Consider the following 23466-nt stretch of genomic DNA (forward strand, 5'->3'; position numbering starts at 1 on the left):
CTACTATTCGCCAACGCCCGTTGCGGGATACGGCAGTGGCACCTTGGGGGTCCCGTCTCCCGGTTTCGGACCGAAGTCTGGGATGACGATCCCCTCCTCCTCCATCGGCCCCTTTCGGCGACCCGCTTGAATGTCGCGCACCCGCTTCTCGCTGGCCGCACGGTGCGCCGCTTCGCGATCGGCAGCGCTGCGCTCGAAATATTCCTGGTCGCGGCGGTCTTCGAGCATGCCGGCGAACACAGCCGACAGGCCGCCGCTGCGCTTGAGGCTTTCGATGCGGCGGGCGCGGGAGGCATCCATGATGCGGTAGTCGGCAAGGGCCTTCTCTCGCTTCGCCTGATCTGCGGCGCGCATCCCCTCATAGATTTCGTGCCGCTTCCTCTCCATCTTGCTCCGCACGATTGCCAAATCGTTCAGAGACACGGAAGCGCCCCCGCCGATAGGCATGCCCCCGAGCGACTTACTGAGGATCACCCAACGGCCACTATCGGATATCTCCGACACGTAGAGGTCATCCGCTGACGGCAAGTTGTACTGCTTCCCGAACACATCGAATGCATCCTGCAATGCCGAGAGCATCAAATCAGGGAAGTCCTTCGGCAGTCCTCGGCGGTCCGGGACCAACGCGCCGTTGATCACAAACGCCTTGGTGCGCACTTCTTCGGCCACACGGTCGGTCGCTTTGTCGATTGTCAGCCCGCGTCTGGTGTATCGTGCAATACGCTCTTGGACGAATTCGACGTTCTCCGGCGACACCGCCGCGCCCTCATCAAGCGAGACACCGCCGAAGCCGAGGAAGCCAGGGCCGCCCGCTGCCTCCTTGAGTACCTTCTTGGACGCCTCCATAGCCTCGGTCGTGCTAAGGGTGCTCCAGGCTCTCTCGAATGGCGACCGGTTGGATATCTTGGCCCCAAGGATTAGCGCCTCGTTCTTATCCGCACCATCCGCCACCGCGTCCGCATATGCCTCGAAGAATTCGTGCGACCGCTCGTCCCTAACCAACTTGTCGGCATAGGCAGGATTGGCGGTCCTCAACTGTCGATAGGTTTCTGCCGAAGCCGCTAGATAGTCGCTGGAGTCTCCCTTCTCCAGTATGCGGGCGACGGAGGCCGACACGTTCGTGGAGTTCAGCCGGTCATCCCATTCCGGGTTCATGATGCCGTTGCCGTCGAACCAAGCGAGCTTCGCCTTCATGACTTGCTCGTCCGCGTCCTCTTTGCTCGCACCCTGGGTGATCAACCTGTCGTGTACGTCCTCGAACTGCGACAGCTTGCGCTTTACCACCTCGTCCTGCTGGTCCTTGGCCGTAAGGGTCCTCATGTTGCCCTCTGGCCCCATGTACTCCACGTCCTTGAGCCGCTGGGCGCCCCCAAGGGTCTCCAGTTCGGCAAAGGCGTTAGCGTAGGCTTGCGTACGCTGTCCCGTGGACTGGAAAGCCAGCCGACGCTTCTCTTCCTCTCGCTGCTGTCCCGCGAGCAGTTCGGCCTTGTTGCGCTTAGAGGTTTCCAGGTAGTCGGCGGCCCTGCTGTCAGTCAGCCACTCGTTACCCTTGGCCTGCTGGACCGCCTTGATCTGCTCCTCGGTCAAGCGGCCGTACATGGCGTCCTCGTCCAGTTTGGTCCGCGCCGTGAAGCTTTTGGCGTTCGACGCCTGTTGCTGCTCCGTCTCGGCCTGCTGAATGAGTTGAAGGCCGCGATCGGTGTACCCCGTGACTTCGAGAAGGGGGCCTATGCCGCCCCGCTTGTTGCCGAGAAGGGCTTTCACCAACTCGGGCTGACCCTTCAGGGCATACTCCTGCGCGAGGCGGAACAGCGTGTCGTTCTGCGACTTGCCGTCCAGGCCCCGGAAGGTGCGGTTCTCGCTCGACTGTTTGATGATTGCGTCGGCGATCTCCTCCGCGGACTTGCCACCGCTTAGACCGTCGTCAGCAATCATACGGAACTCGTCCACGACAGCGGTGTCCCGCTGCATCGCGGCATTTTCAAGCTTCCGCTTCATATCAGCTTCGCCGAATTGCTGCGCCCAATCGTCGGTGCCCCGATAGAACGCGGCTTGCATGGCGGGATCTTGGAGGCGAGCGGCGTACTGCTTTCGGTGCCCCTCAACCCACGAGTTGAAATCCCCCTGGTTCTGATCAAAGCCGCCGTTGTTGTACTGCTCTGTGACGAACTTGCGGAACTCATAGGCCGCCTTCGACCCCACGAGCGAGAGAACGCCGTCCTTCTGGATGCGGTTCTTAGCGTTAGGGTACTTTTTCATGGCATCCTCCAGCGACATGCCGGCGATGCTGTCAGCGAAGGCCCGATTGGCTTCGCTGTCGGGGTCCTTGTCAGCGCGAGCCGAGGCGGCACCATAGTTCTGAAGGGCGCTGTTGAGCCCGCCCAAGGCGTCCGCGAGGCGTGAGAGATTGCCTCCCGCTTCCTTCTGTTGGGGGCGGACGAATGTGTTACCGGGAATGCCAGCGGGGGTGGTTGCGATGGGGCGGATGCTGGGTGCAGCTACGCCGGTTCCAAATAGGCCATCAGCCATTAAGAGGTGGTCTCCGTTTTGAATTGACGATTTGATGGGAAACCTCGGCACATCGCTGCACCCGAGGCTCAAGTTTCAGTAAGGTTGTTCAGGCGAAGTCGGGGAAGCCTTCGAGCAGCCATTCGTCGTGGCGTTTCTGGTCCGGGCGGGACGGCTCCGAGCGCGGCGCGGGCTCCGGCGCATTGGCGACAACAGGTTCGGCCGCCGGTGCCGGGGTGTCCTGGTCGGCGGGGAAGTGGATGGGCTTGTCTTTGTAGGCGCTTGGACATGTCACGGTCCAGTTGCCGCGCCCGTCGTGAGCGGCTCGATAAAGGTGTGCATCCTTCGTCCCTGCAACCCGCGCCTGCCAATTGAGGAAAGCGCGGGGGTAGTGGATAGCCGATGGCACTGTCAGGCTTTGCGGGCTGCAAGCGTGGCGGCGTGAATGGCTGCACCACGTTCGGCGGCGCTAAGGCCGGGCGCGTCGGCTGCCCTGATTAATTCGTTCAGTTCGAGCGATGCTATCATAGCGGCATACGCAGCCGCCTCTCTGGCCTGCTTCTCGTGTTTGTTTTCCATAAGGGATGGTCCTTTGCGTTGGTGGTTTGCGCTTAGCCGACTTGCGGCATGGCACAGCGTCTCGCCCTATAGGCCGCCGCATGTCGCCGAGCGGTCTCCCGAGAGGCTTCTCTGTCGGCGTCCCTGCGGGCTTGCTGTTCCGCTAGCAGCCGATCACGGTTGGCGACGTAGTGGCGACGTAGTGGCGACGGCGGGCGGCCTTGCGGGCTAAAGGGCTGGCGTAAGGCATATGCTCAACCGACGCGGACAATACCGGCGCGGACGGCAGAGCCGAAGGACATGGCCGCCTTGCCCGGAAGCTTGACCATCCACTCGCGCCGCCCCTCGTCAAAGGACAGAGCCTTGCGTTCGGCTGCGGGCATGTCGGCGATAAGGGCCTCGAAGCTCTGCGCGTTCTGGTAGGGCATCGTTTCCATGCGGCCGAGCGCGACCTTGCCAAGGTGAGCGAGCTTCTCCCTGTCGTTGTAGATGGTTGCCATGCGGGCTTCTCGAAGCTCCGCGTTGTCCAGGGTCTCCTGGAGCATGGCGACGGAGGCGGAACCCGCCGGGAGTGTTCCAAGAATGGCGTTAGCCTGTGTGGTGAAGCCTTCCACAATGGAGGTCATCGCGTCTTCGGTCACACCGGTCGGAGTGCTTGCATCAAAGTCACCGGTCTCGGCGGCCTGCCAGATACCGCTCTCCACCGCATCGGCACCCAAGGCACCCGCAAGGCTGTCCATCACGGCGGCGGCAAGGTCTGTTGCGTCACCTGTAGTGGCCTTGGGGGTATCGTCTTTCGACTGCTGCTGCTTGTCGCCCTGTTCGTTGCCTGCCGGGTTGGCGTTCGTATTCCCGACAGGCCCGTCAAAACCCAGGGGGAGCAGTCCTGCGGCGCGGGCGGCCTCGATAGAGGTCTCAACGCCTCCAATAAGGACGTTGCCAGGGCGGACTTGTCGCTCAACCATTACGCTGCGGGCGCTCTGGTTTTTCACGACCTGTCTACCGTCGCCGAAGGTGTCAATCTGCACTTTTTGGTGGCGCTCGACAGTCGCCGGCGTGGAGCCGGAATTGAGGTGTGCCTGTAGGGCTTGGTCGGATGCGGCCATCGTATCGACGGCGGTGTCTCCGGTAACCTGGAAGTTGAATGAATTGCCCATAGTGGTGTGTCTCGCTTGTTCGTTGGTGTTGATGATTGATGGTGGATGCGTGGGCGCTAGCCCATATGGATTTCAGGGAGCCGCTCGATGGCCCCAATGAAACCCTTGTCAGGCAGGTCGCCCAAGTCGCGGAGGAGTGAAGTCTTGCGCCTGTAGTAGGCTTGCGACCGCCAACGACCGCCTGCGATGTCTCGGCGCTGGACAATCCATTGGATGCCGTCTTTGCAGTTGATCACGCGGTAGCGGCGGTCGGCGGTTACGGCCAGGACGGCCCGGTAGGCTTCGTCGGTTTCCCGACAGGAGGATGGTGGCATTGCTGCTCGTGTTTGTGGGGTGAAGGATGCGGGCCAATATGGTCGCCCCTTGGGTCGCCGAGCGTGGCTGGAGCGGCTTGGGGCATGTGGATGGCGTACGACACCGGGCGCAACGAACGCCTCTCCAGCCACGGCCTTTATGTGAGGCTGTGAGCCGTCTTGTAGGAGGTTGGGACAGGATGCGGCGACGGTGGCCGAGTGTTGACCACTAGGCTGTCGAAGGTGGGCTGGGGTGAGAACTGTTCGGGCAGATGGGCCAGGGCGTCGTCTATTGCCTGCTGGGTGATGCCGTGGTCGCGGACATAGCCGCTGTGCATCAGGGGCAGAGTGACGTTAGACAGGTTCTTGCGGGATTGGATTATAGCAGCGACAGCGAACCAACGCCCATGACCTCCCCCACGCGCTCGGCGCTGCTGGAGGGACCAACCGAATCCCCTACGATCCACTATGACGCGGTAACGGGGGCCTATTGTGGCGATTACAGCGCCATAGTCATCCGACCACTCACATGTCTGTAGGAGGCTCATCGCGAGAAACCCTCTTTGATTAGAGCGAGATCGTGCCGCCGACAGTTCTTGCCCATGCCGCCGGTCTTGAGCCGGAGATTGGTCTTGCGGATGTCAAGGCGATTGCCGTTGATGTTCTGGACATACTCTCCCGCCTTCGCGTTCATGATGAGCCGTGGAATGGTCACGAGCCGGCCACCGATCATGGCGCGGACAGAGACCTGCAAGTCGTCGGAGGCGGCGCCGTCCTTCACGACCACCCAACGAGCCCTTTGGACACGCTCGGGAAGGCTATCAAAGGACCGCTGGTCCACCTTAGCGGTAAGCACTCGGCCACGCTTCGGATCATTGATCGGCACTAGAACGAGCTGGCTGGATACGCCCCACTTGCGGTGGTCGTTTGGGGCCTTGAGATAGGTTTCGGGGCGCCCTGGGATAGGGCCGCCACCCTGAGTGGTAATGGTCATTGTTACGGGGTCCAAAAATATAGAGGGAGGGGTTCGCTCGCGTGGGCCTGAAGTGGGATTGAGGGGCCTTACGGGCGCCGGGAAAATAGATAGTCTTGCACATAGACAGAAAGCCCCCCCGGACCACTGCCCCGCCTTGAGCCCCACCAGCGATGCGAACAACGGCGCCTGGAGACAAAGAGCGCCGAAGCTCGTGCGGTGGGGAGTGGAACAAATGAGCCGGAGAACGCCTGTATTTGGATGCGGTAGGGGTTCGATCTGGCTGCGGGATGGTGGTCCGGGGAGAAAGGAGCCGTATGTGGAAGACGCTTTCGGCAACCTCATTACGGGAAAGAAAACGATAGATCGCAGCACGACCGGAGAGCGCATAGCTTCAACCCGCAATGGGGAAGCCTTGGCTCATCTGCGATGAGGGAGTGGTGGGAGATGTCCGCTACGGAAAGCAAAAAAGGAAGCGGACGGAACACGATCAGGAAAGCGATCACATTCAACGTCCAATACACGTTAGGGCAGCGGGAGGGGTCGGTTCCTGAAGGGAGTGGTAATCACCCGACAGGCCACGCCTATCAACGTGTATATGAAACCGGAGGAACTGTTTCCTAGGGCGTGTCGCAATCAAATCGGTAGGCCGAACAGGCCACGCCCATGAACATGTTTAAGCACGACCGTGACCGACTGTTCCTAGGGTGGCCCCCAATCGATCATCACAATCACGTATATGAAACCGGGGGCCGGCATTCCTGGGTGAAGTCGTAATCACGTTTAGACCCACAACCGGGGCCGCCATTCCTAAGGGGAGGGGTAATCGATCTTGTATGCCGTCAGGCCTTTTAAAGCCGTTCGGGTCCGGACGGTACATTCTACCTCCCGAACCCGAAGCTACTGAAACAGGCCCACGGCTGACGAATGAAAGCCTATCGCAGCCGAACGGGCATCGCCTCTCGGCCCCACACTTCGCGAACGGTTCCCGTATACTCGTCCGCAGGGATCATGCGGACAAGGCCGGTGAGCTGCCCGTCCGCCATGATGATATGCCGGAGGGTGTCCGCCGAGCCTATGGGTGCCCCAGCGGCGAGAACCTCCAGCGCCTGGGCGAGAGTTTCCACCACCGTGGACAGCCGACCTACGGCTTCCCGCGTCAAGGTGTGCCCCTCTCCGGCTGCTGTCTGGTCGATGTCGCGCCCAGCCTTCTCCCCGCGACTACGCTCCCGCTCTCGGGATGCCCTGGCAAGCTTGTCGTACTCGGAAAGGCTCTCTCCGGTCCACCCAAGGGGCTCAAGGGTGAAAGGCGTGTGAAGCTCTCGGCCCCCCGCCACGGCCCGAAGGGTGGTCGTAAGGCCGCCCATGGCTCGTGCTAGGTGCCTAACGGCGTTCCCTTCATGGTCCGAAAGGGGCCGAGCGGTGGCTGGCGTGGTGGTCGGGGCTTCGTCGGTGGTGTCTACTTCATGATTGGGCATGTTGGAGTCCTCGTGGTGTTGAATGACACTCACGGGATGCAGCACGGTTCCCCGTCAATCAAGCAATATAAAGCTCCCGTGGACGGGCCAATAATCTGATAGTCCCGTTGACGGGCCAAATATATCCACGGTGCAATCTGGTGAAGTGCTCCCGGGGCCAAAGTCTGTCCCGTGGACGGGAGCATCTGATACAAGGTATTTTTCTTCTGGACCAACGGCCTACTAGTTCGATAATATCTTCTGGACCGCAGATGACGAACAGCCGGCCTCTTTAGCGATCTTCCGGACTGACAGTCCCTCGGCCTTCAAACGCTTGATCAAGTCGTGGTCTAGCGTCACGGGCCTCCCACCGATCGTCCTACCCTCAGCCTTCGCCCTGGCGATACCTTCCAGCTGCCGCTCCTTGCGCAGTGCTGTCTCAAACTCCGCGATGCTGGCGAGGATGCCAAAGACAAGGCGTCCAGTTCGCGTGGTGGTGTCCAACGACTGGTCGTCTAGCACCTTGAAGCCCACACCCTTGGCGTTCAGCCTCTCAACAATCTCGTGTAGGTGCGATGCAGAGCGGGCCAGCCGATCAAGCTTGGTGATCAGCAAGGTGTCGCCTTCCCGCACGTAGTCCAGGCACTTGGTGAGCTCGGAGCGATCACGGTCCAATCCGGACTGCTTCTCCTCGAACAGCTTCGTTGCCCCCGCCGCTTTGAGCTTCTCTATCTGTGTGGCGTGATCCTGCCCTGTCGAGCTAACCCGCGCATATCCGACTACCGCCATGCTGTATCCTTTCCTCTGAGACATTTGGTGCGCATTAGATAGTGGACGCCTAGTGCACATGTCAATAGCGATGTTCACCAACGTAAACCTTTGTGGACACCCCAAGGCCTGGACCTGTGGCTGGAGTGGCATTCATGTCGGGACGATCCATTCCACCTCCCGCACCCACCAAGCTCCTCCAGCCGCACTGCCGGACAGGAAGGTGAGCCATCCGGTGCCCTAGTGTGGTCGGAAGGCGGCACGAGCGCAGAGGCGGGACGCGCGGACCCACGCGGGGGGTTTTCTTAGCCGAGACTTTCGAGTCCGACCCCTCGGATTTTTCCGTCAGTTTTAGTCAGCCACAAGGGCTGTCCGCTAATGGCCATCTGGCTTATCTTTGCGCGACCAGCCCCTCAAACCAAAGACCGCGAACACAGCCGCGCCAACTAAATCAAAGACGGCCCAGACCTCGCGAGCGAGATAAACGGGAGCGATAGGGTTGAACAGTGCCGCCACAGCCGCGAAAGAAATGACCCACGGCGTCCACCGCTTGGCGCTTTGATATTGATCCCACGCGATGGCCACGGCCCAAACCGTGACGACAACCCGAAGCAATTGATAGTAAGCATAGGGCCACGTGGCCAGCGCCAGAACGAGGGCGACAGCCGGGATAAACGCGGCTTGATACTTGGTCATCTTCGGGTCACGCCCTCGGTTTTATGGGTGAACAGATGGGGGCCGTTAATGCCCCGCTAGCGGGTCGGGTCCGTGCCGGTTCGGTCCCACAGTTCCAGGCACGACACATAGCACGAGAATGAACGCCAACGTCGCGGCGCCCCCGATGTAGTTGTCGGCGATCCCAACAGGTAGCCACAAAAGAGCTAGCCAGCCGGTAAGCCCCATGTCTCGAAGACGCTGGCCTGTAAGGAAGTATTGGCAGAGAACAAACGGCACGAAAAAAGCGAGCAAGATGAGATAGCCGTTTCGCTTCGAGGGTGCGAAGACCCACAGCACCAAGACGACGCATGCGAGGACGCCGACAAGAAGCAGGTTTGCCACTACGAAGCTCTGCCTATTTCTCCGGATTGATGTGGAGAACCATTCCTCATGCGCCGCCACTGCCATCAGCGGCCAACCACAGCTTGGACAATGGAAGCGATGACGGCGACTATCACGTACCAGAAGAACAAAATAAGGGCCTGCCAGATCGGCCACCCCCACGCCGTCACGGCTCCGTAAACTCCGAAACCGGCTCCAACAATTGGAATGTACGTAAGCAGCCCCGCGACAATGAAACTCGCGAATCCTCCTACTCCAAAGGCGTGTCCTGCGCCGTCCGCAATGGCGAAAAGCTGTATGAACCCTATGATGAAATAAGCTATTACAAAAAATACTTGCATGTCCTGCCCCCGTCATCCCGCGACGAATGTATCACCGCGATACGTTTAGGCATCAAGTGCCGCCACCAAGATGCCTTTGGATATCACAGCTTTTTCTAGGGGGAGCTGAAGTGGTCTAACTGGTATCCGAAGTGGTCCAGCGCCTCGGTCTTGGGCAATTATTGCTCCTGCTACCATTGTGGGAGATAAAAAGCCGCCAGGGAAAAAAGGGGTGGTGGGATGTCCAAGTATCGTGGATTTGCAAGTGCAGCGCTCGGAGTGGTCCTCGGTCTAGGGCTCGCACTTCTTTTCCTAGTTTGGACCGTGCCCGAGTTTCGGACCCCCTCCAACACCGAAGCTAGGCAGCAGCACAACAGCGTGCAGGGCAGCATTGACCAACCAGCCGAAGCGCTTGGCTTCTGGAAGACCTACACAACGCCTTCTGATACGTACGCACAGTGGATAGCGGCTGTTTCCGCAGCGCTCGGCTTGGGTGTCAGCATAGCTGCCGTAGCGCTTGTTTGGCGTACACTCGCACTCAATAGGGAGGCCACTAATGCCGCCGTGGAAGCGGCGAAGGCTACCTTCGTCGCCAATGAGATTTCCGAGCAAACCTCCGTCGCCCAGCTACGTCCCTACGTCGTGGTCGATGGCATTGACTGCAAGTTCGAGCCCGCCCCCAGGCACATCGGGATGGATGTTCGCGTCTTCGTATGGTGGAAGAATTGCGGGCAAACTCCTACTCGGGCAATGCGGTGGGATTTGAACTACAAGAGGACCATAGCCAAAAGGGGATTGCCAGACGGCTTCGATTTTCCACCTGCCGACATTCAATACACGACACTTGGCCCCGGCCAAACGACAAGAGACGTATCTATGCTCATCAAAGTTGGCGATTACCTAGCCGCCGTTAAAGGTGCGGTCCAACTTCACCTATGGGGTTGGGTTGAGTACAGCGACGGCTTTCCGGGAAGCGCGAGACACAGGAGCGAAGTCTGCGTCACATTGGTCCCCAGTACGGGGGACGATATTTTCCAACCTCACACACACGCCCAACACAACGGGGCGGATGCAGACTGCCTCAAGCAGCCTATGACGACAGTCTAAAATCGGGCCGGCTACTGCTTCGCGGTGGGGAGTTTCACTGCCTCGACACAGGCCCGCATTTGCACATCAGATGGCCCCCGCGAGTAGACCCCGAAGGTCATCCCTTTGCGGCCTTCCTCGTGGCCTACGACAGCCGCGATGGTGCTCTCTGGAATGTCGCCGCGCTCCGCTTCGGTGATGAACCACCTGCGGAAGCTGTGGAAGTTGACCAAGCTCCGGCGCTTCCCCTCCCGCTTGTCGTCAACCTTAAGCCGTTCCCTGTAGCGGGCGAAACGCTTGCCGAAGGTGTCGCCGGGGTCCCGCTCATCTTTCAGCTCCTCAAAGAGCCAGTCCTTCGGCTGCTTGCCCTTAGTGCGCCGCTCCACGATCTTCGCAAGATCAGGATGAATGGGAACACGCCGCACCGCCGCACTGGTCTTGCCGTGGCCGATAGAGAAGAACCCCTCGTCCACCTCCTCGCACCAGAGCGTGACAACCTCGGCAAGCCGCATTCCGGTAAGCGCCGCGATGCACATGGCGTCGTCAATGAGCGGGGCAGGGGTCCGCCCCAGTGCTGTGGCCTTGTCCTCGGCCGAGGGATAGAGGAGGGCTTGCATTTCCTTCGTGGTAAATGGCCGTTCGTCATTGTCCCGCGCCCCACGCTCGACCCTGCGGCTCCGGTCAGGCAACTGCTGGCCCTCCCAAGGATTGTTGGTAGCCTTCCCCCTGACCACGGACCCGGCGACATGGCCGCGCACGGTTAGCCAGTCCCAATATCCCCGCAAACTTGACAGATGCTTGATCACGGTCCCTCGGTCCCTGCCGGCAAGCTCCGACGTGAAGTACCTCCCTGCAGTCCTGCGGTCGATGTCTGCCAGTCGTAGCCCCTCGGCGTCCGCCCACCTCGCGAACCTGTTGAGATGCCCTGTTCGGTCGAGGCGGGTCTTTCGGGCAACCTTCACTTCGCCAAGGTAGTCGTCGCGGAAGCGGTCAACATCAACACGGCCAAACGCCTCATTTAGGAACCTGGCCTTGGCGTCCTCCCCATGCTCCCGTTCGACCTTCTCGGCCTGTTCCATCACATGGCCGTATGCGTCGTGTACGTCCTCGTCGGTGGCGGGGGTCCTACCGGTCAGCTTCTCGGTCCACCTCACCGGGTCCGCTCGGCTCAACGCAAGCTCCCTTGCCCATACCTCACCAAGCTCTCGAATGGTGTCACGGACCGGAGCGGTCATCCCGCCGCGCCGAAGCTCGACAAAGAGCTTGTCCATCTCTCGTTCCGCTTCGTCCCGACGCAGCTTGGCCTCCGGAACGTCACCCGTTTTGAGGGACCTGACATAGAACTTGTTGTCCCCGAAGTGCCGTTGAAGCTCGGCCGGAATGGCCCTCCGGTAACGATAGGTGTTGCCCTTCAACTGAAGGTGCCGCATCGGTCCGTTGTTCCTTCGTCCCTCTGTCCGCTTCCGCCTGCTCGTCACTTCTGACCCCATATTCTGACCCCTTTGAAAGGCCGATTATCATGGGATATCAAGGTTTGCAACGGGTGCAGGAGACGTGGTGTCTAGTCCGATTGGCTCCACCAAACAGTCTCTCAGCCAACCATAAACGATGAATGGGCGCCACGGCCCTGTTCACGCTCGCCCCGGGCAGTCCGGAACAAGCTCGCTCGCCAGAGGGGCGCGCCGACAATCCAGGGCGGCACCGCCTAACTGTCGCGCCGACTCCCAAACAGGGCTCGCCGTCTGTTGCCCATTTCGGCGACAAGATCGATGACCACGCCTCGCTCCGGGCTCTCCTCGGCCTGCTTCTCGGCTCCGGTCAGATTCTCGGCATCGCGGCCGCCGTGCCCGACGGCGCGCTCGAAATCGTGTCGAGGCAGGCACCGGCCATCAACCTGCCGGCCGGCGGCTGACGCCGCCAGGTGCCGCGCGGAAGTTCTATCTCGATCAGTAGGTCGTGCGTCCACCCGACAGATCGAAGGTCGAGGCCGTGGTGAAGCTGTTTTCCTTCGAGACGAGCCAGGCGACCATGGCGGCGGCCTCGTCGACCTCCAGCAGGCGGCCGCGCGGAATGCGCGAACGCATATATTCGATGTGCTCGGCCGTCAGTTGCTCGAGGATGCGCGTCTGCGCCGTCGCCGGCGAGATGCAGTTGACCGCGATGTCGTACTGCGCCAGCTCCTTGCCAAGCGACTTGGTCATGCCGATGACCGCGGCTTTCGAGGCCGAATAGGCGGCGGCATTGGGATTGCCTTCCTTGCCGGCGACCGAGGCGATGTTGACGATACGCCCGTAATTGCGCTCCTTCATCCCGGGAACCACGGCGCGGTTGACGTAGAAGGTGCCGTTGACGTTGATGTCGATGACCTTCTTCCAGACATCTATGTCGTAGCTGTCGAGCGGCGCGGCCGGGCCGGCAATGCCCGCCGAGTTGACCAGGATGGAGACCTTGTTGGCGATCTCCTCCGTTCGGGCGCGGGCGGCGTCCACCGCTTCCCAACTGGCTATGTCGACGGCCAGCGTCGTGGCGGCCTTGCCGAGCTCCCGCTTGGCCGCATCGAGACGTGCTTCGTCGATGTCCCACAAGGTGACCGTCGCGCCGGAGGCGACAAAACGCTTGGCCATCGCGAAGCCGAGGCCTTGCGCACCGCCGGTGACGACGGCGTGCTGGCCGTCAAGATCGATCCTGTTCATGTCGAGCGGTTCTTTCCGTTTGAGATGCTGGAGGGCTGCCCGGGGAAGCGGGCGGTATTGCTACATCGTCGCGCCGAGACTCCAGGGCACGAACTCGTTGTCGCCATAGCCGAGCGATTCCGACTTGGTGCGCCCGCCCGATGCCACGCGCAGGATCTCGGTGAAGATCTCCTCGCCCTTCTCGGCCAGCGTCACGCCGTCCAGTATGTCGCCGCAGTTTATGTCCATGTCCTCGCGCATCTGCTCGAAGATGAAGGAGTTGGAGGCGAGCTTGATCGAGGGCGTCGGCTTGCAGCCGAAGGCCGAGCCGCGTCCGGTGGTGAAGCACAATATGTTGGCGCCGCCGGCAACCTGTCCGGTGGCCGAGACCGGGTCGTAGCCCGGCGTGTCCATGAAGACGAGGCCGCGCTCGTTGATCGGCTCGGCATACTCGAGCACGGCGCGCAGATTGGTCGTACCGCCCTTGGCGGAGGCGCCGAGCGATTTCTCCAGTATGGTCGTAAGCCCGCCCAGCTTGTTGCCGGGAGACGGGTTGTTGTTCATTTCCATATCGTGCCTGGTGGTATAGGCCTCCCACCAGCGGATGCGCTCGATCAGCTTCTCGCCCACTTCGCGGGTCTCGGCGCGCAAGGTGAGAAGATGCTCCGCGCCATAGATCTCGGGCGTCTCCGAGAGAACGGCCGTCCCGCCTTGCGCGACCAGCAGGTCCACCGCCGCACCGAGCGCCGGGTTGGCGCTGATGCCGGAGTAACCGTCCGACCCGCCGCATTGCAGCGCCAGCACCAGTTCGGAAGCCGGCTGCAGCGTTCTTTCCGCGGCATTCACGGTCGGCAACATGTCGAGGATCGCCTTGACGCCGGCCTCGACGGTCTTGCGGGTACCGCCGGTCTCCTGGATCGTCATCGTGCGGAAGGTGGTGCTCTCCTCGATGTCGTAGGACTGCATCCAGCGCGGGATCTGGAACGCTTCGCAGCCGAGCCCGACCATCAGCACGCCGCCGACATTGGGGTTGGTGGCATACCCCCATTGCGTGCGTTTCAGGAGATCGTAGGCGGGGCCTTGGGTGTCGATGCCGCAGCCTGTGCCGTGGACTAGCGAAATGACCCCGTCGACATTGGGATAGTCGCGCAGGATGCCCGACCGGTTGACCTCTTCCACGATGAAGCGGGCGACGCTGGCCGAACAATTCACCGAAGTCAGGACGGCGATGAAGTTGCGCGTGCCGACCTTGCCGCTCGGCCTGCGGTAACCCAGGAAGGTGGCGCGCTCGGCCTCTGGAAGAACAGGCGAGTGCCTGGCATTTGTGCCGAACAGGTAGTCGCGCTCGAAATTGCGCAGATACACATTGTGCTCGTGCACCCAGTCGCCGGCGACGATTGGTTCGCGTGCGAAGCCGATGGTCTGGCCGTATTTCACGATCGGTTCGTCCGACGCGATGTCGCGCACGGCCATCTTGTGGCCGCGCGGTATCCGTGCCCTGGCCGCGACGTCACCGGCCTTGTCGCCGACCTTTAGCGGGTCGACCGCCAGAAGAATGTTGTCGGCGTGCGAAAGCTGGATGAACCGCGTCATTACACAAACTCTGAAAGGAGCTCTCCCCGACGAAGCCAGGGATGGATGATGAAAAATACTAATATAATAGAATGTCAATGGTCAAGCAGCGACGGTGACAGCCGCGTGGTCAGGACTGGGCACGTCTTGGCGTGGAGGGAGTGAATTCGATCCCTGTCCGCCGCGCCCGGATCAAGCCTGACCGAAACCGGGCATCTGGCCGGGCAAGTGACCTGGCATGATCGGCCCGCGGTCAGTCCAGATGGAAGACGTCTTCCATGGCTGCCCACCATTCCCCGTCGGCGCGGGTCGGCAATGGCTTCTGCATGGGATCGCAAAGCTCCCACCATTTGCGCATGGCGGAGGATTCGCCCATTCGCGCGGCATCTTGGGCGAAATCGCTGCCGTGATACTCCCAATAAGCGAAAAGCAGGTTCTCGGGCTCACGCAGGAAGATGGAGTAGTTGCGGATGTTGGCGTGGCTGATGACTTCGAGCACGTCAGGCCAGACGGCGGCGTGGACGCGCTTGTACTCGGCGATCGCCTCGGCCTTCAGGCCGATGCAAAGTCCCATTCTCCGCATGTGCGGGTCGTCTCCGGTGCGGGTTCAGCCGAGAAGATCGGCGGCGACTTCGAGCGTGTTGCGGAACGACGTCTCGAGATGGTGCTCCATTGCCTTCGCGGCGCCTTCGGCATCGTGTCGCTTCAGCGCGTCAAGGATGGCCTCGTGCTGCTCGATCGTCTGTTCGCCGTAGCCGGGCTTGGGAATGGCCAGATAACGGCCACGATCCATCTGCGCCTTGGAAATGTCGACGGCCCGCCAGATCATTGGCAGGCCACAGATCTCGGCAATGGTACGATGGAAGACGTCGTCGAGCTGGATCGCGGTGGCGTACCGGCCGCGCGATATGGCAAGCCGGTGCGCCGCCATGTTGTCCTCAAGCAGCTCGGCGGCTGCCGGCGTCAGCTTCACGGCCGCACGCCTGGCGCTCTCCATCTCGAGTGCCCGGCGGATCACATAGGCCTCTTCCAGGTCGGCGCGGCTGATCGGCGCGACATAGGTGCCGGTCTGCGCCAGGATCTTGACCAGGCCCTCGTCGCTGATGCGCTTGACAGCTTCCCGAACCGGCGTGCGTGAAACACCGAGTGCCTCCGCGATGGCAACCTCGTTGATCACTTCCCCCGGCTTCATCTGTCCGACGACAATCAGATTACGGATCTTCTGATAGATCTGATCGCGGAGCGGCAGAGCCCGATTGAGGGTCGTAGGGTCCAGGTCCATGGCAAATCCGTAGCTTCGTTCACCAGAAATGATCAGATTATATTAGAATGTAAATTGGAATGCACCCAATGCGCGTGGCGATCCCCCGCCGGCAACGGAGCGGTTCCAGGCAGATCGGAATCCAGCTTGTCAGAACTGTTATATTAGTGCAATAGTCCGGCATCCGCACTGAGGAATTCGATCCGCAGACGAAGGCCTGAACCAATTCGCACACCCGGAGGTGAGCATTCAGGTCAGAGGTGGCTCGCGCTCCAATAGGGTATTATACTAAAATAATACACCATCCGGTGCCGAGGACAACGGGATAGGCCGCCAGGGAGGAACCTAGCCAGACATGAGTGCCGTCGCCGCCGATTTCGCCTTGGACATGAAAGGCATCAGCAAGACGTTTCCGGGCGTGAGGGCTCTGTCCAACGTCAATTTCGCTGTCAGGTTCGGCACCGTCCACGCTGTTGTGGGCGAAAACGGCGCTGGCAAATCGACGCTGATGAAGGTGCTCAACGGCTCCTACGCACCCACCAGCGGCACCATCGAGGTCGGCGGTGCCGAGGTTCGCATGCGCCGGCCGGCCGACGCCCAGGCGCTCGGCATCCGCATGGTGCATCAGGAGATCAATCTGGTGCCGGATCTGACGGTCGCGGAAAACGTCTATCTGGGCCGAATGCCCGGCAAATGGAGTTTTCTGCGCAAGGGCGAGATGGTCAGGAAGGCCGCCGCCGTCCTCGACGAGCTGGGAGCGGCCATCAACCCGCGCGAACGGCTCGGCAATTTGTCGATCAGCCAGCAGCAGCTCGTCGAGATCGCCAAGGCCTACGCGGCCCAGCCCCGCATCATCGTCCTGGACGAGCCGACATCGAGCCTCAGCGAGCATGAGACGGCGGCACTGTTCCGGATCCTGCGCAAGATGCGCGACGACGGCATCGCCATCATCTACATCAGCCACCGGCTGAAAGAGGTGCTCGAGATCGCCGATGAGGTGACCGTGCTGCGCGACGGCTCAATGATCGAGACCCGTCCGATCCAAGGCATAAATGCCGCCCAGATGATCCGGCTGATGGTCGGCCGCGAGGTCAGCAACGTCTTCCCCAAAAGCCAGGCCGAGATCGGCAGGTCCGTGCTGCGCGTCGAGCGCATCAGCGACGGCAAGCACTTCCGCGATATCAGCTTCGATGTGCGGGCCGGCGAGATACTGGGCCTGACCGGTCTGGTCGGCGCCGGCCGCACCGAGGTGGCGCGCGCCATTTTCGGCCTGTCGCGGCTGGTCGAAGGCACGGTCAGCGTCAACGGCCGCAAGGTCTCGATCAATTCCCCGTCCCAGGCGGTCAAGGCGGGAATTGCCTATGTTCCGGAAGACCGCAAGGGCGACGGCATCGTGCCGGGCATGTCGATCCGGGAAAATATCAGCCTGCCCATACTGCGCCGCCTCAGCCGTTTCGGGCGTATCAGCCGCGGTGCCGATCGCGCGCTGGCGGCGGACTATGTGAAGCAGTTTTCCATTTCGCCGCCCGACGGCGAACGCCGCATCAATCTCCTTTCAGGCGGCAACCAGCAGAAGGCGGTGATCGCCAAATGGCTTGCCGCCAAGCCGTCGGCGCTGATCCTCGACGAGCCGACGCGCGGCGTCGATGTCGGCGCCAAGGCCGAGATCCATCACATTATCGGCCAGCTCGTCGCGGGCGGCATGGCGGTGGTCATGATCTCCTCGGAACTGCCCGAAATCCTCGGCGTCTGCGACCGCGTCGTGGTGATGCGCGACGGGCACGCTTGCGAACCGCTGATGCGTGCCGACCTCAGCGAGGAACGCATCATGGCGCTGGCGACGGGGGAGGAAATGGCGTGACCGACGTGGCCATGGAGATCACCGGCGTGAACCGCAACGACCGTTTTACGCGCGGCGGCAGGCTTGTCGGCGCTCTGTCGAAAGCGGGGCTCGCCTTCGCCATTTTGGCCGTCCTGCTCTACGGCTCCTTTGTCAGCCCTGCCTTTTTCACCACAGGCAATCTGCTCAATGTCCTGACCTCGATGTCCATCGTCGGCATCGTCGTCGTCGGCATGACCTTCGTGCTGGTGGTCGGCGGCCTTGCCGATCTGTCGGTGCCTGCGACGATCGCCTGCGGCGCCATCCTGTCGCTCGGGCTGCAGCCGCTGATCGGGCCGCTGCCCGCCTTCGTTTTGGCCGTCGGCCTCGCCGGCCTGATCGGCCTGCTCAACGGCGTGCTGGTCGGCTATGTCGGCATCAATCCCATCATCGCCACGCTCGGCATCGGCACCATCGGCCTGGGCATCGTCCAGGCGGCGGTCGGCGGGGTCATCGTCTATGGCAGCAACCCGGCCTCGGCCGAATTCGCCAAGGGCCGCCTGTTCGGCATTCCGGTCGTGGTGCTGATCTTCCTGGCCATCGCCCTCATCGGCCATTTCGTGCTGTCGCGTTCCTTCTGGGGCCGGTGGACGCTCGCCACCGGCGGCAATTACAAAGCCGCCGAGGCAAGCGCCGTTCCCGTGCAGGCAGTGAAGGCCGGCGCCTTCGTGATCACGGCGCTCGCCTCCGGCATCAGCGGTGGCCTGCTCGGGCTGACATTGCAAAGCGCGCGGCCGCTCATCGGGGCCGGTTACGAATTCAGCGCCATCACCGCGGTGGTGGTCGGCGGTGTGTCGATCATCGGCGGTTTCGGCTCGGTGCCGCGGGCGATCGCCGGCCTCATCTTCGTGCAGCTTCTGACCAATGTCATGGTTCTCGATGGCGTGCGCACGCCGATCCAGGGCTTTGTGCTCGGCATCCTGATCGTCGGCGCAGTCGGCATGGATGCGGCGTTGCGCAAGCGGGGGGTGGCATGATGATTCGGTTCCTGTCGCTTGCCTCGCGGCACCGGGTCGTGATCATCCTCGGCCTGACGCTCCTCATTTCCGCTCTGGTGGTTCCGGGCTACTTCTCCGCCTCGACCCTCGGCCTAGGCCTCGACCGCGCGGCGACGATCGGCCTGATCGCCATCGGCCTGACGGTGCTGTTGATATCGGGCCAGATCGATCTCTCCGGCGGCGCGGTGTTCGCGCTGGCCGGCATCGTGTCGGTCATCCTCCAGCGCGAGATCGGCATCCTCCCAGCCGCGATCGCCGGCATCCTGGTCGGCACGCTGGCCGGCGCCATCAACGGCGCGCTGGTCGTCGGCCTGAAGGTGAATTCGCTCGTCCTGACGCTGGCGACGATGCTGATCTTCCGTTCGCTGGCGCACTGGATCACCAACAGCCAGCCGGTGACAGGCACCGACATCATGCTCTCGCTGGCGCTGGCCAAGATCTATCTCGAAGTCTTCACCATTCGCAGCGCGCTGTTCATCATCCTGATCGTGCTGCTGCATTTATGGCTGACGCGCACCATTCCGGGCCGCAATGTCTTTGCCGTCGGCTCCAACCCGGCGGCCGCCAAGGAAAGCGGCATTGCTTCGGACCGCATCGTCTGTCTCGGCTTTGTCTTCGCCGGCACGCTTGCCGGCCTGGCGGGGGTTCTGCAGAGCCTCGTCACCAACACCGGTTCGCCCGTCTTCGGCTCGGAACTGACGGTTGCCGTCATCGCCGCCGTCGTCGTCGGCGGAACCCGTCTCGAAGGCGGCAGGGGATCCGCGCTCGGCACGCTCGGCGGCGTGCTGACCATCGGCTCGCTGACCATCGCCATGGAGTTCCAGTCCGTTCCCGCATACGTCCAGCAGGTCGTATCGGGGCTCATCCTGATCCTGCTCGTCGTGCTTGATCGGGCCATTACCACCAAGGGGAGGGCTACGGGCACGCGCCCCGCGCTCATTCGCGACAATCCAATCACTCAAGGAGGAAAAACATGATCGGCAAGACAAGCATGCTCCAGATCGCCGCCATTGCGGTGCTGGCATCGACAGGCTGGGCCAGCGCCAAGACGGTTTGCTATGTGACGGCGGCGGATTCGCATGCCTATGCCACGCCGGCCAACAAGGCGCTTGAAGCCCGTGCCAAGGAACTCGACATCGAGATCCTCAGCCTCAGCCAGGATTTCGACGTCCAGAAGGGCACCGAGCAGCTCAACACCTGCGTGGCGCGCAAGGTCGACGGCATCATCCTGTGGCCGCTCGATCCGCAGGCCTACATACCGGGCCTCGCCCGCGCGCAGCAGGCCAACATCCCGGCGATCCTTATCAATTCACCGATGAGCGACGATGCCAAGCCGTTCATCAAGTCCTTCACCGGGCCCGACGTCTACGAGGAAGGCAAGCTCGCCGCCGATTCGCTCAGCAAGGCGCTCGGTGGCAAGGGCTCGGTCGTCATCATCGCCGGCCAGGCCGGCAACGGCACCACGATCGGCCGCGTGACCGGCTTCACGGATCGCCTCAAGGAAACCAATGCCGACATCAAGGTGCTCGACACCGTCAATGCCGACTTCGACCAGCAGAAGGCGCTGGTGGTAAGCCGCGACCTGATCACCCGCTTCGGCGACCAGATCAGCGGCGTCTACGCCAATGACGACACCATGGCGCGCGGCTTCATCGACGCCTGGAAGGAGGCCAACCCGTCCAAGGCGGCACCGCCGATCGTCGGCATCAACGGCCAGAAGGACGCGTTCGAATCGATCCGTACCAACGAGATGTATTCGACCATCGTGCAGTCCCCGGTCGAGGACGGCCGCCTGGCCATCAACACGATGGCTGAGATCATCGACGGCAAGGAGGTCAAGGACCGGCTGCCGATCCCGCTGACCGTCGTTACCAAGGACAACGTCAACTCGGTCGAGCCGGCGTTCTGATCGGTCAAGGCCGGCTCGGCACGGCGCCGGGCCGGCCTTCGCTTGATTTTGATGGACTTGCATCTCGCTCGCGTCGGGAAAACGCTGTTGGCCTGAAGGAGAGAATTTCCAGTTTTGGCGGCGGATTTGGAATAAACTAACTCTACAGAATTTATATAATAAGCAAAGTGCGCGGGCGATCTGGTTTTCCAGGACAGGACTCCGCCATGCCCGCCCTTCCGCGCCCGCTTTCAACCTCGTCAGGCACAGGCCGCCGCCGCATTGCCGGAGGCCAGCCATGACCAAGGACATTCCTGATCGCATCAAGGTTCTCTGGTTCCTGCCGACGCATGGCGACAGCCGCTATCTCGGCACGACGGAAGGCGGCAGGGCCGTCGACCTACCCTATCTGACGCAGGTGGCGAAGGCGGCCGACACGTTGGGCTATTACGGCGTGCTGCTGCCGACCGGCCGTGCTTGCGAGGATTCCTGGGTGATCGCCTCGGCGCTGGCGCCGTTGACCGAGCGGCTGCGTTTCCTCGTCGCCGTCCGGCCCGGCCTGCAATCGCCGACACTCGCCGCGCGCATGACCGCCACGCTCGACCGCATCTCCAATGGCCGGCTGCTGATCAATGTCGTCACCGGCGGTGATCCGCTGGAAAACAAGGGCGACGGCATCTTCCTCTCGCATGCCGAGCGCTATGAAGTGACGCAGGAATTCCTCCAGATCTACAAGCGCGTGCTGAGCGGCGAGACGGTCGAGCATCAGGGCAAGCATTTCCGCATCGAGGACGGCAGGCTGCTGTTCCCGCCGGTGCAGACGCCCTATCCGCCGCTCTACTTCGGCGGCTCGTCGGATGTCGGATCGGCGGTGGCGGCGCAGGAGATCGACAAGTACCTGACCTGGGGCGAACCGCCTGCCGATGTCGAGCGCAAGCTGGACGCCGTGCGCGAACTGGCCGAGAAGGCCGGTCGCAAACTCTCCTTCGGCATTCGCCTGCATGTCATCGCGCGTGAAACCACCGAACAGGCCTGGGCCGCGGCGGAGAGCCTGATCAGCCGGCTCGACGATGCGACGATAGCCTCGGCTCAGAAAGTCTTTGCCCGCATGGACTCCGTCGGCCAGGCGCGCATGAGCGCGCTGCATGGCGGCAGCCGCGACAAGCTCGAAATCGCGCCCAACCTGTGGGCCGGCGTCGGCCTGGTGCGCGGCGGCGCAGGCACCGCCCTTGTCGGCGATCCCGACACGGTCGCGGAGCGGATCGACGAATACCGACGCCTCGGCATCGATACCTTCATCCTGTCCGGCTACCCGCATCTGGAGGAAGCCTATCGTTTCGGCGAACTGGTGCTGCCGAAACTGCCGACCGATCATCCCATCAAAGCTGCCGGCACCTCGGTCAACACCGGACCGTTTGGCGAAACCATCGCCGGCGACCATCGGCCGAAGTCGCTCGCCAGCGCCTCGTGAACGCGCTGCCTCCGGCCCGCCGATCGCGCGTCGCCATCATCGGCGGCGGCTTTTCCGGTGCTGCCGTAGCCTGGCATCTGGCGCGGGCGCATCGGCCGGAGCGCCTGTCGATTTCGGTGATCGAGCCTCGGCCGGCGATCGGCGGCGGCCTTGCCTATTCCAGCGAGGAGCCGTCGCACCGGGTCAATGTCCCGGCTGTCAGAATGAGCATGGCGCCCGACGACCCGCATCACTTTGCGCACTGGTTGGCCGGCAGTGGGGAAATTGAGAGCGACACGGACGCCGTCTGGCAAAACGGCGACATCTATCCGCGCCGGCGGGTCTTCGGCCGCTATGTCGCCGAGCAACTGGCCCCTTATCTTGCTTCAGGTGCGGTTCGGCACGTGGAAGGAAACGCCACCGGCGTGATCCGCGACGGTGATGGCCCGGGTTGGAACGTGCAGACTTCCGCCGGGCCTGTCTCAGCCGACATCATGATCCTGGCGGCGACGCATCCTCAACCTGGGGTTCCCAATGCGCTGGAGTCCTTGACGGAAGCGCCGGGTTTTATCGCCAACCCTTATGCCGCGTCAGCTCTTGCCGCGATCGGACCACAAGCCTCGGTGCTGATCGTCGGCTCCGGGCTAACGTCGGCCGACATGGTGGCCGAGCTTGATCGCCGTGGCCATCGCGGCCGCATCCTGGCGCTGTCGCGCCGCGGGCTGCGCTCGCGTGGCCATCCCGATGTCAGGGGGGAGCCCTTTGGTGACTTTGCGTCGGCGCCGGCCACATCGGCGCTTGGCCTGCTGAGGAACATTCGCGCGACGCTGGCAGTGGCGCGCGAGGCCAACGTCAACTGGCAATCTGTCTTCGACCAGTTGCGCCTGCAGGGGCCGGTGCTGTGGGCGGCCCTTGCTCCGCCGGAGCGGGCAAGGCTGGTGCGTCAGCTGCGCGTGTTCTGGGACGTGCATCGCTTCAGGATCGCGCCACAAGTCGCTTCCGTGCTCGACCGCCGCCAGAGCGCCGGCACGTTCGACACCATCGCCGCCAGACTTGTCGCGTCGAACGATGAGGGCGACAGCCTCGCGGTCAGCTTTCAACGGCGCGGGCAGACACGGATCGAGACTGCCCGCTTCGATGCCGTCATCAACACGACAGGACCGGCTCATGGACAGTCGCTGCAGCTCAATCCGGCACTGCGCTCCCTGGCCGGGGCCGGGCTGGTCAGGACCGACCGATACGGACTGGGCATCGAGACGAATCTCGACAGTCGTGCCGTCGGCCGGGATGGCAAGGCGGCCGCCAGTCTCTTCGTCGCCGGCCCATTGGCGCGAGGGACCTTTGGCGAACTCATGGGCCTCCCCGAGGTCGCCCGCCATGCCCAGGCAGTCGCCGGCGAAATCGCAAAATTGCTCGAAGCATCCCTGCCAGCCGAGGCAGTCGGTGCCAATACCGCGCACAGTCCGGTCGGGCGCTGACAGGCACAAGCCGGCTTGGCCGGGCAAAATTGGTATTTCCGACCCTAGAGGGCGCCAAAAACGGAAAATACTACTTTGTATATATAATC

23 protein-coding genes are annotated in these 23466 nt (G+C 62.3%); 8 read left to right on the forward strand and 15 right to left on the reverse strand.

Translation table 11 applies throughout. The features are described from left to right. Positions 1–3: 3 nt before the first annotated feature. From AC07SZ_RS31280 to AC07SZ_RS31325, 10 genes are all read right to left on the reverse strand, one after another. A complete protein-coding gene (locus AC07SZ_RS31280) occupies positions 4–2529 on the reverse strand; it encodes a hypothetical protein (protein WP_494917358.1) in 2526 nt (841 codons plus the stop codon). Positions 2530–2617: 88 nt separating this feature from the next. After that, positions 2618–2803 (reverse strand): hypothetical protein, encoded by a 186-nt coding sequence (locus AC07SZ_RS31285; protein ID WP_494917359.1) that lies wholly within the window; start codon positions 2801–2803, stop codon positions 2618–2620. A gap of 116 nt (positions 2804–2919) precedes the next feature. Then, positions 2920–3087, reverse strand: coding sequence for a hypothetical protein (locus AC07SZ_RS31290; RefSeq protein WP_494917360.1), 168 nt, complete (start codon positions 3085–3087; stop codon positions 2920–2922). Between the two features lie 233 nt (positions 3088–3320). Beyond that, the gene (locus AC07SZ_RS31295) at positions 3321–4223 is read right to left on the reverse strand and encodes a hypothetical protein (RefSeq protein WP_494917361.1); all 903 of its coding nucleotides are present in this window, start codon (positions 4221–4223) and stop codon (positions 3321–3323) included. A 56-nt stretch (positions 4224–4279) separates the two neighbouring features. Further along, positions 4280–4537, reverse strand: a complete 258-nt coding sequence (locus AC07SZ_RS31300) for a hypothetical protein (protein ID WP_494917362.1) — start codon at positions 4535–4537, stop codon at positions 4280–4282. A 523-nt stretch (positions 4538–5060) separates the two neighbouring features. Beyond that, on the reverse strand, positions 5061–5510 hold the full coding sequence (locus AC07SZ_RS31305) for a hypothetical protein (RefSeq protein WP_494917364.1): 450 nt from the start codon (positions 5508–5510) through the stop codon (positions 5061–5063). A 1679-nt stretch (positions 5511–7189) separates the two neighbouring features. Then, positions 7190–7735, reverse strand: coding sequence for a recombinase family protein (locus AC07SZ_RS31310; protein WP_494917366.1), 546 nt, complete (start codon positions 7733–7735; stop codon positions 7190–7192). A gap of 354 nt (positions 7736–8089) precedes the next feature. Next, complete coding sequence (locus AC07SZ_RS31315; RefSeq protein ID WP_494917367.1) at positions 8090–8410, reverse strand: DUF6804 family protein; 321 nt, start codon at positions 8408–8410, stop codon at positions 8090–8092. Between the two features lie 45 nt (positions 8411–8455). Next, positions 8456–8839 (reverse strand): DUF805 domain-containing protein, encoded by a 384-nt coding sequence (locus AC07SZ_RS31320; protein ID WP_494917368.1) that lies wholly within the window; start codon positions 8837–8839, stop codon positions 8456–8458. Continuing rightward, positions 8839–9114 carry a hypothetical protein gene (locus AC07SZ_RS31325; RefSeq protein WP_494917369.1) on the reverse strand — a complete coding sequence of 92 codons (276 nt, stop codon included), beginning with the start codon at positions 9112–9114 and terminating at the stop codon, positions 8839–8841. The genes AC07SZ_RS31320 and AC07SZ_RS31325 overlap by 1 nt, the downstream gene beginning before the upstream one ends. 219 nt (positions 9115–9333) lie before the next feature. Here AC07SZ_RS31325 and AC07SZ_RS31330 point away from each other — a divergent pair, with 219 nt between their 5' ends. After that, positions 9334–10200 (forward strand): hypothetical protein, encoded by an 867-nt coding sequence (locus tag AC07SZ_RS31330; RefSeq protein ID WP_494917371.1) that lies wholly within the window; start codon positions 9334–9336, stop codon positions 10198–10200. 11 nt (positions 10201–10211) lie between these two features. Here AC07SZ_RS31330 and AC07SZ_RS31335 read toward each other — a convergent pair whose 3' ends face one another. After that, positions 10212–11609, reverse strand: a complete 1398-nt coding sequence (locus AC07SZ_RS31335; protein ID WP_494917372.1) for a DUF6538 domain-containing protein — start codon at positions 11607–11609, stop codon at positions 10212–10214. Positions 11610–11791: 182 nt separating this feature from the next. Here AC07SZ_RS31335 and AC07SZ_RS31340 point away from each other — a divergent pair, with 182 nt between their 5' ends. Beyond that, the gene (locus AC07SZ_RS31340) at positions 11792–12091 is read left to right on the forward strand and encodes a hypothetical protein (RefSeq protein ID WP_494917374.1); all 300 of its coding nucleotides are present in this window, start codon (positions 11792–11794) and stop codon (positions 12089–12091) included. A 34-nt stretch (positions 12092–12125) separates the two neighbouring features. On the opposite strand, the gene AC07SZ_RS31345 is transcribed toward AC07SZ_RS31340, so the two are convergent. From AC07SZ_RS31345 to AC07SZ_RS31360, 4 genes are all read right to left on the reverse strand, one after another. Further along, positions 12126–12872, reverse strand: a complete 747-nt coding sequence (locus tag AC07SZ_RS31345; RefSeq protein ID WP_494917375.1) for an SDR family NAD(P)-dependent oxidoreductase — start codon at positions 12870–12872, stop codon at positions 12126–12128. A gap of 60 nt (positions 12873–12932) precedes the next feature. After that, positions 12933–14444 carry a UxaA family hydrolase gene (locus AC07SZ_RS31350; RefSeq protein ID WP_494917377.1) on the reverse strand — a complete coding sequence of 504 codons (1512 nt, stop codon included), beginning with the start codon at positions 14442–14444 and terminating at the stop codon, positions 12933–12935. Between the two features lie 232 nt (positions 14445–14676). Beyond that, positions 14677–15006, reverse strand: coding sequence for an L-rhamnose mutarotase (locus AC07SZ_RS31355; protein ID WP_494917379.1), 330 nt, complete (start codon positions 15004–15006; stop codon positions 14677–14679). Positions 15007–15030: 24 nt separating this feature from the next. After that, on the reverse strand, positions 15031–15705 hold the full coding sequence (locus AC07SZ_RS31360; protein ID WP_056569295.1) for a GntR family transcriptional regulator: 675 nt from the start codon (positions 15703–15705) through the stop codon (positions 15031–15033). A 334-nt stretch (positions 15706–16039) separates the two neighbouring features. On the opposite strand from AC07SZ_RS31360, the gene AC07SZ_RS31365 reads away from it, so the two are divergent. The 6 genes from AC07SZ_RS31365 to AC07SZ_RS31390 all read left to right on the forward strand — a co-directional run bounded on the left by AC07SZ_RS31365 (position 16040) and on the right by AC07SZ_RS31390 (position 23377). Further along, positions 16040–17545, forward strand: a complete 1506-nt coding sequence (locus tag AC07SZ_RS31365) for a sugar ABC transporter ATP-binding protein (RefSeq protein WP_494917381.1) — start codon at positions 16040–16042, stop codon at positions 17543–17545. Continuing rightward, on the forward strand, positions 17542–18540 hold the full coding sequence (locus AC07SZ_RS31370; RefSeq protein WP_244494017.1) for an ABC transporter permease: 999 nt from the start codon (positions 17542–17544) through the stop codon (positions 18538–18540). The genes AC07SZ_RS31365 and AC07SZ_RS31370 overlap by 4 nt, the downstream gene beginning before the upstream one ends. After that, complete coding sequence (locus AC07SZ_RS31375; protein WP_494917383.1) at positions 18537–19538, forward strand: ABC transporter permease; 1002 nt, start codon at positions 18537–18539, stop codon at positions 19536–19538. The genes AC07SZ_RS31370 and AC07SZ_RS31375 overlap by 4 nt, the downstream gene beginning before the upstream one ends. Further along, positions 19535–20470, forward strand: coding sequence for a sugar ABC transporter substrate-binding protein (locus tag AC07SZ_RS31380; protein WP_056569302.1), 936 nt, complete (start codon positions 19535–19537; stop codon positions 20468–20470). The genes AC07SZ_RS31375 and AC07SZ_RS31380 overlap by 4 nt, the downstream gene beginning before the upstream one ends. 277 nt (positions 20471–20747) lie before the next feature. Further along, positions 20748–21920, forward strand: a complete 1173-nt coding sequence (ssuD, locus tag AC07SZ_RS31385) for an FMNH2-dependent alkanesulfonate monooxygenase (protein ID WP_494917386.1) — start codon at positions 20748–20750, stop codon at positions 21918–21920. Next, positions 21917–23377 (forward strand): FAD/NAD(P)-binding protein, encoded by a 1461-nt coding sequence (locus tag AC07SZ_RS31390; RefSeq protein ID WP_494917388.1) that lies wholly within the window; start codon positions 21917–21919, stop codon positions 23375–23377. Before ssuD ends, AC07SZ_RS31390 begins: the two co-directional genes overlap by 4 nt. The last annotated feature ends 89 nt before the right edge of the window (positions 23378–23466 follow it).

The sequence above is a fragment of the Mesorhizobium sp. GW821-FHT07A06 genome (assembly GCF_059419085.1).